The organism is Chengkuizengella marina (assembly GCF_009910845.1).
Lineage (GTDB): Bacteria > Bacillota > Bacilli > Paenibacillales > KCTC-33759 > Chengkuizengella > Chengkuizengella marina.
On the sequence record NZ_SIJB01000018.1, the window covers coordinates 81,803 to 97,131 of the forward strand.

General features: G+C 31.8%; 15 protein-coding genes. 5 read left to right on the plus strand and 10 right to left on the minus strand.

Going from position 1 to position 15,329, the window contains the following annotated elements:
• Positions 1 to 316 precede the first annotated feature (316 nt).
• The 3 genes from ERL59_RS07770 (at position 317) to ERL59_RS07780 (ending at position 3,537) form a co-directional block, all read left to right on the plus strand.
• On the plus strand, positions 317 to 1,252 hold the full coding sequence (locus ERL59_RS07770) for a cation diffusion facilitator family transporter (protein WP_160645635.1): 936 nt from the start codon (positions 317 to 319) through the stop codon (positions 1,250 to 1,252).
• Between the two features lie 288 nt (positions 1,253 to 1,540).
• Positions 1,541 to 2,230 (plus strand): ABC transporter ATP-binding protein, encoded by a 690-nt coding sequence (locus ERL59_RS07775; protein WP_160645636.1) that lies wholly within the window; start codon positions 1,541 to 1,543, stop codon positions 2,228 to 2,230.
• Positions 2,227 to 3,537 (plus strand): ABC transporter permease, encoded by a 1,311-nt coding sequence (locus ERL59_RS07780; RefSeq protein WP_160645637.1) that lies wholly within the window; start codon positions 2,227 to 2,229, stop codon positions 3,535 to 3,537. The genes ERL59_RS07775 and ERL59_RS07780 overlap by 4 nt, the downstream gene beginning before the upstream one ends.
• Before the next feature lie 155 nt (positions 3,538 to 3,692).
• On the opposite strand, the gene ERL59_RS07785 is transcribed toward ERL59_RS07780, so the two are convergent.
• From ERL59_RS07785 to ERL59_RS07810, 6 genes are all read right to left on the minus strand, one after another.
• Positions 3,693 to 4,067: a permease gene (locus ERL59_RS07785; protein WP_160645638.1), complete on the minus strand. Its 375-nt coding sequence runs from the start codon at positions 4,065 to 4,067 to the stop codon at positions 3,693 to 3,695.
• Positions 4,068 to 4,099: 32 nt separating this feature from the next.
• Entirely contained in the window at positions 4,100 to 4,306 is a 207-nt protein-coding gene (locus ERL59_RS07790; RefSeq protein ID WP_160645639.1) for a helix-turn-helix transcriptional regulator, read from the minus strand.
• A gap of 211 nt (positions 4,307 to 4,517) precedes the next feature.
• A complete protein-coding gene (locus tag ERL59_RS07795; RefSeq protein WP_160645640.1) occupies positions 4,518 to 4,946 on the minus strand; it encodes a DUF2062 domain-containing protein in 429 nt (142 codons plus the stop codon).
• A gap of 341 nt (positions 4,947 to 5,287) precedes the next feature.
• Positions 5,288 to 6,397 (minus strand): MGDG synthase family glycosyltransferase, encoded by a 1,110-nt coding sequence (locus ERL59_RS07800; protein WP_160645641.1) that lies wholly within the window; start codon positions 6,395 to 6,397, stop codon positions 5,288 to 5,290.
• Positions 6,398 to 6,569: 172 nt separating this feature from the next.
• Complete coding sequence (locus tag ERL59_RS07805) at positions 6,570 to 8,732, minus strand: sensor histidine kinase (RefSeq protein WP_160645642.1); 2,163 nt, start codon at positions 8,730 to 8,732, stop codon at positions 6,570 to 6,572.
• Between the two features lie 61 nt (positions 8,733 to 8,793).
• The gene (locus ERL59_RS07810; protein WP_160645643.1) at positions 8,794 to 9,486 is read right to left on the minus strand and encodes a response regulator transcription factor; all 693 of its coding nucleotides are present in this window, start codon (positions 9,484 to 9,486) and stop codon (positions 8,794 to 8,796) included.
• Between the two features lie 235 nt (positions 9,487 to 9,721).
• On the opposite strand from ERL59_RS07810, the gene ERL59_RS07815 reads away from it, so the two are divergent.
• Positions 9,722 to 10,036 (plus strand): ArsR/SmtB family transcription factor, encoded by a 315-nt coding sequence (locus tag ERL59_RS07815; RefSeq protein ID WP_160645644.1) that lies wholly within the window; start codon positions 9,722 to 9,724, stop codon positions 10,034 to 10,036.
• Positions 10,037 to 10,141: 105 nt separating this feature from the next.
• On the opposite strand, the gene ERL59_RS07820 is transcribed toward ERL59_RS07815, so the two are convergent.
• The 4 genes from ERL59_RS07820 to ERL59_RS07835 all read right to left on the minus strand — a co-directional run bounded on the left by ERL59_RS07820 (position 10,142) and on the right by ERL59_RS07835 (position 14,221).
• On the minus strand, positions 10,142 to 10,945 hold the full coding sequence (locus tag ERL59_RS07820) for an EcsC family protein (protein WP_160645645.1): 804 nt from the start codon (positions 10,943 to 10,945) through the stop codon (positions 10,142 to 10,144).
• 66 nt (positions 10,946 to 11,011) lie between these two features.
• Positions 11,012 to 11,773, minus strand: coding sequence for a succinate dehydrogenase iron-sulfur subunit (gene sdhB / locus ERL59_RS07825; RefSeq protein WP_160645646.1), 762 nt, complete (start codon positions 11,771 to 11,773; stop codon positions 11,012 to 11,014).
• Positions 11,770 to 13,536, minus strand: coding sequence for a succinate dehydrogenase flavoprotein subunit (gene sdhA / locus ERL59_RS07830; RefSeq protein WP_160645647.1), 1,767 nt, complete (start codon positions 13,534 to 13,536; stop codon positions 11,770 to 11,772). The genes sdhB and sdhA overlap by 4 nt, the downstream gene beginning before the upstream one ends.
• A 16-nt stretch (positions 13,537 to 13,552) precedes the next feature.
• Positions 13,553 to 14,221, minus strand: coding sequence for a succinate dehydrogenase cytochrome b558 subunit (locus tag ERL59_RS07835; protein ID WP_160645648.1), 669 nt, complete (start codon positions 14,219 to 14,221; stop codon positions 13,553 to 13,555).
• Positions 14,222 to 14,401: 180 nt separating this feature from the next.
• Between ERL59_RS07835 and ERL59_RS07840 the strand changes: the two genes are divergently transcribed.
• Entirely contained in the window at positions 14,402 to 15,298 is an 897-nt protein-coding gene (locus ERL59_RS07840; protein ID WP_160645649.1) for a LysR family transcriptional regulator, read from the plus strand.
• Positions 15,299 to 15,329: the final 31 nt, after the last annotated feature.

Here is a 15,329-nt window from a genome sequence, read left to right on the forward strand (position 1 = left end):
AAACCTCCATTTTTATATCATTGAGAAGAATAATCAATTGCAAAACACTCCATAAAAAGGCGAAAGCTGCCATCTCAAGAGATAGCAGCACTTTAATTCATTTTTTCTAAATCGTTATTTTATTGATTATTATTTAAGATTAATTATATCATTATATTCACTACATGAAAACATTTCCACTAATTATTAGCCTAAATTTACAAATATACCAGTAACCAAAAGTGTTAAGAATTTCAATAGAATGAGTATTTCCCTATCTTTTCTCTTATGATATAGTTATGTAACTTAAATAATTTATGAAAGCAGATGATATTATATGTATGATTACCACCATCTCTCACACGTAAAAGAACAATCTAAATCTAAGAAAACACTTTGGGCTACATTATTCATTACTATATTTTTTACTATTGTAGAAATCGTTGGGGGAATATGGTCCAATTCATTGGCTTTGTTATCTGATTCAGCACATATGGTATCAGATGTATTTGCTCTAAGTCTAAGTATGACAGCGATATACTTAGCCACAAGACCTCCAAATGCAAGGTATACCTTTGGATTCCTACGTTTTGAAATCATTGCCTCATTTTTAAATGGACTAGCACTTGCCGTCATTGCCATTGGAATTTTTATTGAAGGGATTCGAAGATTTATTAACCCAGAGCCTATTAATTTTAAACTCATGCTTATCATTGCAATCATCGGTTTTATAGTAAATGCTATTTTAACTTATATATTAAGCAGAAGTATTGAAGAGGAAGAAAATTTAAATGTGCAAAGTGCTTTGTGGCACTTTATAGGAGATTTGTTAAGTTCTTTAGGTGTCATCATTTCCGCTGTTTTAATTTACTTTACAGGATTAGTTTTTTTTGATCCATTAATTAGTCTTGTGATCGGCGGTATTATCTTTACTGGTGGTGCTAAAATAATTCGTGAGTCTTATTTCATATTAATGGAATCTGTACCACATAAATTTAATTTAGATGAAATTCGTGAGGACATTAGTCAAGTTGAAGGGGTGGAAGACGTCCATGAAATGCACTTATGGTCTATATCAACGGAGCATTATTCATTAACTGCTCATGTATTTGTAGATGAACAAATACAACCATTTTGCGTTATACTAGCCATCAATGAAACATTAAAAGAGAAGTACGGTATTACACATACAACGATCCAAGTAGAGCACGCTAATATCCATGACCATGGTGAATATGGTAAAGAGTTTTTACAACAAAAATCTGGAAGTTAAAACATATATTAACCAAAGCTTGAAACTTGCTCAAACCTTCATTTAGAAAAACATTGAAAAAAATCCCTAAGCTGTTGTCATATGAATTGACGGCAGCTTTTTTAGTTTTTTGATTTAAGTATTTATTAAGAATTTCTTCATTTTTATCTAATGATAAAGTTAAGAATTATTTATTACAATTACTAACAGATGAGATGGACAAGGAAGTGAAACATGAGTGGGTATTCAGATCATTAGAAATTGTCAGCTGATAAAAATGAACAACATGATAAGAAGGGGAGAATAAATATGATTCAAGTTAAGGAACTTAATCATCAATTTAAAATTGGAAAAAAGAAAAGAGAAACGATTATCCCAGTATTAAAAAATATAAATTTAGAAGTGAGTAAAGGAGAAATCGTCACGATTGTAGGGAAGAGTGGTTCAGGAAAATCAACCCTGTTGAATTTAATCAGTGGATATATTCGACCTACCGAAGGGAACATTTTCATAAATAATCAAAATGTCTCTGAATTAAGTGAGGGGGATTGGGCAAATTTCCGCATCAATCATTTGGGTTTTATATTTCAAAGTTTTCAACTGATTCCAAGTATGACAGCCTATCAAAATATCGAACTTCCTTTAATTTTAAAAGGGGCTAGTGAAGTGGCTAGGAAAAAGCAAACATTGGACATGCTTGAAATGGTTGGTTTGTCAGATTATAAAGCATTTTATCCAAGTGAGTTATCTGGAGGACAACAACAACGTGTAAGTATAGCTAGAGCCTTAATTGTAAAACCACCTATTATACTAGCTGATGAACCTACAGGAAGTTTAGACAGTGAAAACGAACAGGAATTATTAAATTTTATTCAGAAACTGAATCAAGATCATAATATTACGTTTCTAATTATTACACATGATGATCAGGTTGCAAAGATTGGGCATCGGACGATTATCATCAAAGACGGCAAAATACAAGGAGGCAGAAGTCTATGAAGTTCAAAGATAAGATACGTTTTGTTAGACAGAATATGAAAAAAAATCGGATGAGAGTGTTTATGACGATTTTAGCAACTGCGATAGGTTGTGCCTTCTTAATCTTATTAGCTTCTGTTGGTTTTGGATTGGAAAAATCTATTATATCAGACTTAACTGAAGGGAGACTAGCAAATGAAATAAATGTATATCATGATAAAGACTTTAATCAACTTAATGATGAAGATGTAGAGATATTAAAACAGATAGAGCATGTCAAAACAGTGACTAAACGAAATACTTTACATCATGAAATGATGTTCAAATTAGAGGAATATGAATCATATTGGCCTCAGGTTTATGCCACAAACTTTCCATCTGAAATAGAAGCTGGATTAGAATTAAGTGATGGAAGAATGCCTCAAGCTAATGATGAAATTATAGTAGGATATCACTTTAATGAAATTTTAACTGAAGGAAATGGAAATGAAATTGTATATTATGAAGAGGACTTGATTGGTAAAACCATAGATCTTCAAGTTATATATTATGATAAAGAAGAAATGAAACAATCTGAATCGTTTCCTGTAAAAATAGTGGGTATTACTAAACAACCAGCTCCTAAAGTCAAAGAACAATTTGCACTTATTTCTGAACCGTTACTAAAAGAAATTGAAGATTTTACAGTGGAAGCTTTTCTTAATCCAGAACAAAGTAACGATGAAGATGTGGAGTTAAATTTAGATAAAGAAAAAACTTATGACGATGTAAGAATATATACAAATCATTTAGAAAATGTGAGTGGTGTAATTGAAAAATTGAATGAACTTGGTTATGGGAACTATTCTGTTACAAATCAACTGGGACAAATCAACACTCTATTTCTTGTTATAAAAATTGGATTGATATTTGTTGGAACCATTGCCTTGCTTATTGCTTCCATTGGTATTTTTAATACAATGACAATGTCAGTTACAGAGCGTACACAAGATATTGGCATTATGAAAGCAATTGGAGCACATCCATCTACAATAAAACAAATCTTCCTAATTGAAAGCAGTTATATTGGCTTGATAGGTGCATTTATTGGTACGTTATTTGCTTATGTAATAAGTATTGTTATTAATTTTGTAACGCCAATGATTATTGAAGCTCTTAGTGGTAATGAAGGAGCAACCACTCAAGATATAATGCTGACTTATATCCCAATCTCATTAGTAGCAACTTCAGTCTCAATTAGTTTATTAGTGGCTATTTTTTCAGGGTGGCGTCCTGCAAAAAAAGCAACAACAGTAGATGTATTAAAAGCGATGCGAAGAGATATTTAAGATTTAAACTTTATTTGAATAAATTATTTCCTGTAAAATGAACTAATTAATTAAAATCCTTACTTATCTTTAAAATTAGATAAGTAAGGATTTTATTAGGTTTTTTTTCAGAAACGACCCAAATTAAGTCTTATAAATAAATGACTAATAATACCTTAATAAATTTTTGAAAATACAACCATTGAAAGAGAAAAAGTCATAATAGTAAGAGCACCAAGGATTGTAACAACTCCTATAGCAGTTAGGTAAATGATATTAAATTGAAGTAAGGTAATAAACATAAAGAAATAGAACAACAGAATAAAATAGGAGTAAAACATCCCTTTTTCTTGTATTACTTTCATTCTTTCATCTTTCTTTTTAAACTGAGGATGTAAATAACTTAATGATAAAAAATTAACAGATAAAGCAAAAATAAGTGCGGTTGTAGGTGATAATGAAAATTCATCTATCATTCCACCATAAAAGAGATACCCACTTTCTATTAGTAAAAGTAAACCTAAAATTGTATACCATAATCTTGTACTCATAATATGATCTAAACCTCCAGTTTTAATAATTTCTACTTATAGTCTTCTTCTTCTAAAATAAATATACTTTCTACATTTGTTTGAAATATTTCAGCTATTATCATTGCTAAAGGTAGGGATGGATTGTATTTTCCTTTTTCAATCGAAATAATCGTTTGTCTGGATACACCTACCTTTTCTGCTAACCTATCTTGTGAAAAATCAAATTTCTTTCTATACTCAACCATTTTGTTCTTCAATTTATCACCTCTCTTATTTTCCCAAAAAAGTAAAGCAAGCTTTACGTAAAGTTTATTTTACTGTAAAGTTGACTTTACGTCAAGTTAACTTTACAGTTTTATAATGAATAATGAAAAAAATCCCGTATCCATTTGACTACGGGATTTTATTTTTCAATTTATGAGTGATATGATTTACAATCTTTATGTTCATTATGTTTAATTTTTTCAGTTACGCTTTTTTTGTCTTCATTTTTTTCAATATCGTAATACGGTATCTCTTGAAAAGAAAATATAGTACAAAATACAATATAACACTACTTAAAATACTGTTAATTACTGCTCCTATCATAAAATCATATGTCATAGATAAAGCATCCATATGCTCTAAACGAAAAAATAGCCATTCTCCAATTTGATAATTCCCTATAAATAATACAGGCCAGATAAAAGATCCTAATGATGCTGCTATAATCGTTGCAACCATATTGACCTTAAAGATTTTAGCTAAAGCAATCGATAGCATGGGTCCAATTCCAAACGTAGGAAACCAACAAGGGATAAAACCTAATGAAAATCCAAGAGAAATTTGCTTAGCCCCACTTTTTAATCTAAACAATCTAATACAATAATATTTAACACCTCTAAACCATTTTTTCATTGATTATCGTCCTTTTAAGCCAATATCGTGTAGTAAATAAATCTTCAGTATAATAATATACATACGATTCAAATATAAATTTAGCTGATTGGTCAGCCTATCGTATTAATAAATGGTTAAATTTTAATTAAAATCAACTTGATGATACTACAACAGTTATAATGGATAACGTAACACTTAAAGTAATTACTTCTGTCAGTATTAATAATTTTTTAACTAACATTACAAAAACTCCTTTTACTTAGTTAACAAAGCTTAACGTTTTTTACTCTGATATTAATAATAGACGAGACTAATTTTCTATACCCTGCACTTCATGCAACTTTTTAAAGGATAAAGTTTTAAATGACTTTTTCATAAATGGATTGAAAAATCTCATCCATACATTTGGCAGGGTAATAATTATATTTTGCTGGTAAAAACTCTACCTGATTCCTATCTTTTTTTATGAATTGATTCAACCGCTGATTTAATTGATTTAATGTGTGTATTCTCTCACCTAATTGATATTTCTCAAAAAACTTACAATTCTCTTCCTCTTGACCAGGAATTGGATTAAAAAATAACATTGGTAACTTTTTAGCAATTGCTTCTGTAGAAGTGATTCCACCTGGTTTGGTAATCAAAAGATCGGAAACATCCATCAATTTATTAATGTATTTTGTATACCCTTGTATTTTAATATTCCGATGTTTGAACAAAGGATTTGATGATAATTGAGTAAATGCCTCCTTATTATTTCCTAGACAAATAACAATCTGAATTTTTTCTTTCCATGATAAAAGTTGGGTCAATAACTCCTCAAAATTGAGTACCCCCCAACCACCTCCCATAACAAGAATGGTTGGCATCTCCTTCAAATCAAATTGATCACGAATCGATTTCTTGTTATGCTTTACCAAAAAATTAGGATCAATAGGTATACCAGAAACTTTTATTTTATGTGTTGGTACTCCATTTTGAATCATTTTTAATTTCATTTCAAAATTAGATATAAAATACATATCGCATTCATTCGTTAACCAAGCTTGATGTAGATTATAATCTGTAATGACTGTAATTATGGGAATGTTCAATCCCCTTCGTTTAAGTCTAGAAATAACCATATTAGGGAAAGGGTGTGTGCAAATAATCACATCTGGTTTATATTGCTGAATGAATTTATAAGTTTGAGCATAAAAAATTTTGTGTATCGCTAACTGCGAAATTGGTTTAGTAACACCTTCATTTTGAGATTGATATAACCACCCATATAATTTAGGGTGACTAAAAACTGCCTTTTTATAAAGTTTTAAAATGAAAGGTGCTAGAATGGGATGAAGTGATTTTCCAAGCTCTAATACTTGACACTGTAAATTGGAATCATTTAGATTTAAACCTTTTGCAATGGCATTTGCAGTTTGAGTGTGACCAGTGCCAAAACCTTCTGATAAGATTAAAATATTTTTCATATATATTCACCTGCCTGGTTTCAATTAAATAGATTTGTTGTTACGTAACATTCATTTAGACGTAATCATTTGCTCAAATCCTTCAATCATTAGATAAACCAAATTTAATTTAGGTTCATGTTATCACCAGCAAGTTTTATTGGTAAGTACTAATTTTATTTAGTACCTATATTTAAGAAGTTGCAATTTGAACAGTTACTTTAAATAAATCCCCATCTAACTCTATCTTAAGTAAACCTCCATGCAGATCAACAATGGATTGAGCAATAGCCAGTCCTAATCCAGACCCTTCCGTATGACGTGACTTATCTGCTCGTTTAAATCGTTCAAGCAATTCATTAATATTTTCTCCAAGCTCATATTTAGTTACATTCTTGATTATAAATTCTGCTTGTCCATTATCATGTTTTAATGAAACATATACTCTCGATCCTTTAATTGAATATTTCATCGCATTCACGATAAGATTGTCTAACACACGCCACCATCTCTGTCCATCCACATTTGCAATAACCGGTGTTTCTGGTATTGTTGCTCTGAGTTCAAGCCCTGATTGTTCGAGTTGCTCTTGATGTTCACCTAACACTTGCTGTAATAATTGGGTCAAATCTACCTCTTGTTTATGCAGTTCTAAATTCCCACTAGCCATCTTTGATACTTCAAACAAATCCTCAATTAATATTTTTAATCGATTGGACTTTCGTTCCAATATTTTCACATATTCCATTCTTTCTTCTTCTGTCAGCTCCTGATTTTTCAACAAATCTGTATACGTGATAATTGATGTAAGCGGTGTTCTCAAATCATGACTAACATTTGTAATCAATTCTGTTTTTAATCGTTCACTTTTGGCTTGTTCTGATAATGAGACCTTAATTCCAGTTCTTAGTTTATTTAAATTTGCAGCATGTTTTGCTATGACAGACCTTCCCTTTTCAGGTACTGGATCATGTAAAGTACCATCAACTAAATGTTCTGTTGCGATAAACACGCGATTCAAATATCCAATTTTTCTAAAGATGAATGTTAGTAAAGGTATCCCAATGAAAAGAATAAATAAAACATACATTAAAACCAATTCATCAAAATAATATGAGAACTGTATTATAGACGTAGTCAAGAATCCCCAGACAAATATTAAAATTAAGGTTAACAATACTTGTATTCCAACAGAAGTTTTTGCAAATGCATCTTGAATTGTATACATAAACTTAGCAATCAAACTATTTTTTATTTTTGTAATCAAACCGTTTCTATCTCTAACCTTTTCATATATCCAAACCAATTGATAAATGCCGAACCATAAAGAAAAAACTACAACGATTTGAGATAGTAATATCCCCAAAGAAATTTGAAAATTGCCGTAAAAAAACAAATTAAAGAAGCCCATTAGTATAGTTAAAAAAGCAGTTAACACTACCGCATTAAAAATGAATAATAGAAGCCATATTTCCAACGGACATTTATCAAAAAGATGTGTCATAAATCCATTTTTAAACCAAGATTTTCGAAGTTTAAATATAAATAAAATAATGAGTAAAATAACAACACCTATAATGATAGATGAAAAAGTTATGTTTCTTTCTGTATAAAATGACTGATACTGAGGAATTAAGTGTGTTTTAGAAGTTGGAATTATGATTTTCCCCTCATACATAGCAGAGCTTCCATCTAATAACAGATCAATCATTAGTGGTATATTGGTATTGTTGGATGCTAATGGTAACTTTAAAAATCCATTTTTATCGTTATATGTCATAGAAAATGCTGCGTTCTCTGACACATCTCCTTTTGAAAAAGTTTCTCCAGTTTCTATATTCCTTAGTTCATAACTAAAAACGTTGTAATCAAACTGATAAAAATCATTTCCAAACTGTTCTAAATATGAGTTAATATCTTCATTTAATTCTGCTCTTATTTTTTCCTCTACATAAACATCATCCTCAAAAATTTTCTTAATGTCATCTATTTTAAGGTCTCGTTCTGCTTTCAGTGCATCAATAGCTGCTGTATTACCAAAATTTTGTGCCTCTGAAATACGTACATTATATTCGGTTTCAATCACTGATAATTCGTCACTTAAACTACCGTAACGATTTCTATAATCCTCTATATGAGATTGATTAATGGTTATATTTTCTAAATCAAATACTTCCAATTCCATTAAACCTAAATAATCTAAGAAGTTATTATAGGAATATTTGAATTCTTCACTATCAAAATAATCCTCTGTACCTATAAAACGATCAGCATGATCAAAAGTTATGAAGATAGACGTTAACACTATACTTAATAATAAACACCAACTGAATGTTTTAAAAAAGTTTTTCCGCATTTTATGAAACACCCCCCTCTAAACCCGTTCATTATTCCAATTTCTAAATTTTTCAACAGTATTACTTTTCAATCTTATAACCAATCCCCCATACAACCTTTATATAACGGGGATTTTTGGGGTTTTCTTCTATTTTCTCTCGTATTTTTCGAATATGAACAGCTACAATATTTTCAGCGTTATATGCTTGTTCCTCCCAAACACGTTCATAAATTTCATTAATGGAAAAAACACGCCCTGCATTAAGCAATAATAGTTCAGTAATCTTATACTCAATTGGGGTAAGTTTTATTGACTTACCATCCACCCTAGCTTCCTTTGCCTCCCGATCAAGAACTAAACCATTTACCTCAGTTGATGATTGCTGCTCATTGTATGTCCCTAGTTGAACATACCTACGCATTTGCGATTTAACTCGTGCCACCAATTCCATTGGATGGAAGGGTTTAGTAATATAATCATCAGCCCCTACTGATAAACCATGAATTTTATCTGTATCTTCAGCTTTTGCACTAAGCACAATAATTGGAATATTATATTTCTCACGTATTTTAAACGTCGTTTGGATTCCGTCCATTTCAGGCATCATGATATCCAAAATAATTAAATGTATTTCATGGTGCTCTAACAATTGAAGTGTTTCTACTCCATTGGCCGCTTTTAACACTTGATAACCTTCATTTTTTAAGTAAATTTCAATCCCATCTCTGATTTCCTCCTCATCATCCGTTATTAAAATTGTATACTCATTCACAGCCACACCCCATTCCTGGTCTCTTACTAAGTATAATGGTCAATTCTTAATAATCTCATTAAACAAAAATGAAGAAATTCTTAAGAAATTTATGTTATTGTCAAAAAACATATAAATATCAACCATTGGTTGATCATTTGAAAACTTAATATACAAATTACCTCCATTAAAAACCTTTACTTCTTATCCCTTACATCGTAATATCTAAATATAAAATATAAAGGAGGATTGTGATATGGAGTTTAATCAGTATCAAAATACAGCTGAAATGTTAAAAGCTATCGGTCACCCTGTTAGATTATGTATCGTCATAGGATTGTTAAAAAAAGAAAGCTGTCATGTTTCTTACTTGGAAAATTGTTTGAAACTTCCTCAATCCTCTGTTTCTACTCATCTGCAAAAGTTAAGAGCAGCAGGCATCATCGTTGGAAAAAAAAAGGGGCTTAAAGTATCATATCAACTTAAAGATGAAACCATCAAAAATCTAGTGCAAAATATATCCTTATTCATTGAACCTAACGCAACTGAGGATATTTTTAAACGAGGGTGATGAATACTTGCAATCATGAAAAGATTGATTACGTGGATAATACGAGGTTTAACCACTGAAAATGTTTATATTTATTGTTTAATTTATTTACTTCACTCTCAATTTTTATTGGCGAGTTGTTAATCTTTCTAGTATTTTTCTTTTTTTATATAACATCATTCCAACTTCTGAAACATCATCAATGGATTGTTTATTTATAAAAGCACCGAATAACATGCCTGCTATTGGTATCATCTGAAATAATTTTTTCCAACCAAAATTATCTCTATATACCGTAATAACCTCTCTCCATCCTTGTATTTGAGAAAGGGCTTCTTTTTCTTTATCTCTATTATTAAAATTTTTTAAGTCATTTAATATTGCTTTTTTACCAACAATATCAGATGAAGCAAATTGTAAACACTTAATAATAAATATTCGTTCATCTTTATTCCTTGGATCATAACCATATGTAATTGCGATATCCTGTAGTGTTTTTAACGATAAACCTAGAATAGCAGGAATATCTATTGCTAGTGTAAAAAATCCTCCAAATCCTGTTGTAGCACCTTGAACCATGGCAATATCTTTATGTGATTTCCTAATTTCTTGTGATACATGATCCATGATATGAATTGGTATCTTAGTATCAACATCCTTTATTTCATTAACATCAACATTTATATTATATTTTGAAAATCTTTTTAATACTTTCTTTTGGTTTGTTAAATATTTTCCGCCATTATCAATATAACTTACTAGTTCTTCTAATATTAGATTTATTTTTTTGTGTATAAATTTGGGAGTCACTTTATCTAAGATGAAGAATGGTATTCTTCCAATTTTTTCCCAAAACCACAAATCGTCTTGTTGTTTTTCCCATATTTCAACTTCTTCTAACATCTTTTCTAATTGCTCTATCGTTTCCATTTAATACACCTCAACTATGTATACTAAAAAACCCGACAGCAGAGTCGGGTTTCTCCAGTTAAAAAGTTAATTTCCAAGCCATTTTTTAAACATATGTTTTGTTGTGTCTTTATTCAATGCTGCAATGGAGGTTGTTAATGGGATGCCTTTTGGACAAGACATTACACAGTTTTGTGAATTTCCACAACCTTCAATGCCATCATCTTCCATGATCGTTTCTAAACGTTCTTCCATATTCATTTCACCTGTTGGATGTGCATTAAACAAACGTACCTGTGATAAAGGAGCTGGGCCCATAAAACTTGTTTTCTCACTTACATTAGGACATGCTTCTAAACAAACACCACACGTCATACACTTAGAAAGCTCGTAAGCCCATTGACGTTTTGTTTCAGCCATACGAGGTCCAGGACCTAAATCATACGTCCCGTCTATTGGAATCCAAGCTTTAACACGTTTTAAAGAATCAAACATACGCCCACGATCTATAACGACATCTCTTATAACTGGAAATGTTCTCATAGGTTCAATTCGAATTGGTTGCTCTAATTTATCTACAAGGGCTGTACAAGCTTGACGAGGTTTGCCATTGATGACCATGGAGCATGCTCCACATACTTCCTCAAGACAATTAGATTCCCAACAGACTGGTGATGTTTTTTCACCTTTTGCATTGACAGGATTTCTTTGTACTTCCATCAATGCACCAATTACATTCATGTTAGGACGGTATGGAATTTCAAACTCTTCTTTATACGGTTTTGATTGTTGATCTTCTTGTCGAGTTATTATAAATCTAATCGTTTTATTTTGTGTTTCTGTACTCATTTATTAACGGCTCCTTTCTTCTTATCTGAAGAATAGTCACGTAAACGAGGCTCAATTAATGAAGCATCCACTTCTTCATAGTTGATATTAGGTCCATTTGGTGTAAAGGATGCTCTTGTAGTTTTCATGAATTTCTCATCATTTCGTTCAGGAAAATCTGGTTTGTAATGGGCTCCACGACTTTCATCGCGTTTTAATGCTCCAATTGTAATTACACGTGCAAGTTCAAACATGTTCCATAATTGACGAGTAAAGGAAGCGCCTTGATTGCTCCAGCCTGCTGTATCATTAATATTAATGTTTTTATAACGTTCCATTAACTCGACAATCTTATCATCTGTTTCTTGAAGTTTTTTATTATAACGAACAACAGTAACGTAGTTTGTCATCCATTCTCCTAATTCTTTATGAAGCTTATAAGCATTTTCTGTCCCATCCATTTTTAAAATATCTTCGTATTTTTGGGTTTGTTTATTCTTCTCAGCCTCAAATACGCTAGATGATACATCTTCTGCAAAATGTTCTAAACCTTTAATATATTCAATCGCTTTAGGCCCTGCAACCATACCTCCAAATATTGAGGAAAGGAGTGAGTTGGCCCCTAAACGATTTCCTCCATGATACTGATAATCTACTTCTCCTGCTGCAAACAAGCCAGGAATATTTGTCATTTGATTATAATCTACCCATAAACCTCCCATAGAGTAATGTACTGCAGGGAAAATTTTCATTGGTATCTTACGAGGATCATCACCCATAAACTTCTCATATATCTCAATTATACCACCAAGTTTAACATCTAGTTCTTTAGGGTCTTTATGAGATAAATCTAGGTAAACCATGTTTTCTCCGTTAACACCTAATTTTTGATTTACACATACATCAAAGATTTCTCTAGTAGCTATATCCCTTGGCACCAAGTTACCATAAGCTGGATATTTCTCTTCTAAGAAATACCATGGTTTACCATCTTTATATGTCCATACTCTACCACCTTCACCACGAGCAGATTCAGACATTAATCTAAGCTTGTCATCTCCAGGAATAGCTGTTGGGTGAATCTGAATAAATTCCCCATTTGCATAATCAACACCTTGTTGAAATACAGCACTAGCCGCAGTTCCAGTATTAATTACAGAGTTTGTAGATTTACCAAAGATGATTCCTGGACCTCCTGTTGCCAAAATAACCGCATCTGCAACAAAAGTAGTAATTTCCATATTGCGCAAGTTTTGAGCTGAAATACCTCGACATACACCGCTGTCATCAATGACTGCTGATAGAAACTCCCAATGTTCATATTTAGTAACCAACCCTGCAGTTTCATAACGACGAACTTGCTCATCTAAAGCGTACAATAACTGTTGTCCAGTTGTTGCGCCTGCAAATGCTGTACGGTGATGTTTTGTTCCCCCGAACCTTCTAAAATCTAGCAAACCTTCAGGAGTACGATTAAACATAACACCCATTCTGTCCATTAAATGAATGATACCTGGGGCTGCATCACACATTGCTTTCACTGGTGGCTGATTTGCTAAAAAGTCTCCACCATAAATCGTATCATCAAAATGCTCCCAGGGAGAATCGCCTTCTCCTTTTGTATTTACAGCTCCGTTAATACCGCCTTGTGCACAAACGGAATGTGATCTTTTAACTGGTACGAAGGAAAAGAGGTCTACATGAACTCCGGCTTCTGCTGCTTTGATAGCTGCCATTAGCCCTGCCAATCCTCCACCTACTACGATAATTCTAGAATTTGCCACTTTCGTTCACTCCCTCTTAACCGATTTCAATTTGAGCTGAATCTAAGATTGATAACGCAAAAGATTCATCTGTAAATGATGTTAAAGCTAAAATAAATAAAACAGATAATATTACAAAGACACCCATCCAAATATAAGCAGATGCTCTTTGAGCTCTTGGACCTACTGTAATTCCCCAGCTAACTAGGAAAGACCACATTCCATTGCTGAAGTGGAAACAAGTAGCAACAATACCTATTACATATAATGCAAAATAGTAAGGACTAGAGAGTGTTCCATACATATGGGTAGCCAGCTCTTCGTGTCTTAAGTTGCCTAATGCAACTTGTAATCTTGTATCTGAAAAATGCCAAACCACAAAAATCAAAGTAATTACACCTGTGATTCTTTGCCAAAGAAACATATGATTACGAACATATCCATAATTACCTACATTATGTTTAGCTTGCAATGCAATATACAAACCGTAAACGCCATGATACAATAACGGAAGCCATATTCCAAAAATTTCTAGAAATAGAACTAGAGGTAGCCCGTTCAACCAAATAACTTGTTCAATAAAACCTTCTTTACCGGCAATAAACGCCTCGTAGTTGGTAAGTAAATGTTCAAGTAAGAAAAACCCTAGTGGAATTACACCCAGCAAGGAATGTAACTTACGAGAATAGAATGAATTTAATTTCATATAACAGTGATCTCCTTTCATCCTGAGTCGACATCGATAATTTCATTTTCCATTTTCAATTTTTTTTCATGTTATCGTAAATAAATAGACACAATTATTATATTACAACTTTATAGCTTATAATGGAAGTGCATTTATTTTATAATTTATTATAACAATTTTGCATAAAGGAATGATTCAATGGAAATCATGCATATGTTCGCAACCGTAGTTGAGGAAGCAAGTTTAAACCAAGCGGCTAAAAAATTAAACATATCCCAGCCCGCGTTATCTAGAAAAATCAGCAAGTTTGAGGAGCAATTGGGAGTGTCTTTATTTAATAGAAAGGGCAACCGTCTTAAACTCACTCCAATAGGTTTCATTACTTATGAGTATGCCCTTGAAATGGTTGAATTAGATAAAAAGTTTCAAAAAGCAGTATTGGACTTTAAAAATGGTACTAAAAAAAGCATTACTATAGGTGCCAGCTTAACCACTCTTCAATCTACTTTACCTGATTTAATACAGCTTATTACAAAGGATTCCCCTGAAACAGATATAAAAGCGATCACAGGAAAAACACATGAGATTTTAACCCTCGTAAAAAAGGACAGAGTGGATTTTGGATTAGTCGCTTCTAAAGTAGAAGATAAGGACATCCACTGTGAGCCTCTATTTGACGATTATTTAAAGCTTGTCATTCCAAAGGAACATGAGTTATCAAAGCAAAAAATGATCAATACAGAAGATTTAGATAAATTACCTATGATTCTTTTTTCTAAAGGCACCTTATATCGTATATTAATGGAAGAATTATTTCATCATTATAAAGTATATCCAGAAATCAAAATGGAGATAGACTCATTTGAAGCTATTTTAAGGTTAGTATCAACCCTTAGAGCTGCTACTTTATTACCACACTCCTATTTGAGAGACAGTTTATTGGAAGATAACGACTTATTGGTCATTAATTTAAATGAATTAAAGCAAACGATGAGAACAACGTCATTAATTTATAAAAACTGGGATTCACTTGATCCTACTACTCAAAATTGGATTCAAAAAGTAAAAGTGCAATATCAAACCTATAAGATCTAAAAAAAAAGAAACAATTGGAAATATATGATAT

Coding starts and splice junctions, on each gene's coding strand:
- ERL59_RS07795 (WP_160645640.1), bottom strand. CDS start 4,946: ATGAAAAAATGGTTTAGAGGTGTTAAATATTATTGTATTAGATTGTTT.
- ERL59_RS07805 (WP_160645642.1), bottom strand. CDS start 8,732: ATGCGGAAAAACTTTTTTAAAACATTCAGTTGGTGTTTATTATTAAGT.
- ERL59_RS07820 (WP_160645645.1), bottom strand. CDS start 10,945: ATGGAAACGATAGAGCAATTAGAAAAGATGTTAGAAGAAGTTGAAATA.
- ERL59_RS07835 (WP_160645648.1), bottom strand. CDS start 14,221: ATGAAATTAAATTCATTCTATTCTCGTAAGTTACATTCCTTGCTGGGT.
- ERL59_RS07775 (WP_160645636.1), top strand. CDS start 1,541: ATGATTCAAGTTAAGGAACTTAATCATCAATTTAAAATTGGAAAAAAG.
- ERL59_RS07780 (WP_160645637.1), top strand. CDS start 2,227: ATGAAGTTCAAAGATAAGATACGTTTTGTTAGACAGAATATGAAAAAA.
- ERL59_RS07840 (WP_160645649.1), top strand. CDS start 14,402: ATGGAAATCATGCATATGTTCGCAACCGTAGTTGAGGAAGCAAGTTTA.
- ERL59_RS07800 (WP_160645641.1), bottom strand. CDS start 6,397: ATGAAAAATATTTTAATCTTATCAGAAGGTTTTGGCACTGGTCACACT.
- ERL59_RS07815 (WP_160645644.1), top strand. CDS start 9,722: ATGGAGTTTAATCAGTATCAAAATACAGCTGAAATGTTAAAAGCTATC.
- ERL59_RS07785 (WP_160645638.1), bottom strand. CDS start 4,067: ATGAGTACAAGATTATGGTATACAATTTTAGGTTTACTTTTACTAATA.
- ERL59_RS07770 (WP_160645635.1), top strand. CDS start 317: ATGTATGATTACCACCATCTCTCACACGTAAAAGAACAATCTAAATCT.
- sdhB (WP_160645646.1), bottom strand. CDS start 11,773: ATGAGTACAGAAACACAAAATAAAACGATTAGATTTATAATAACTCGA.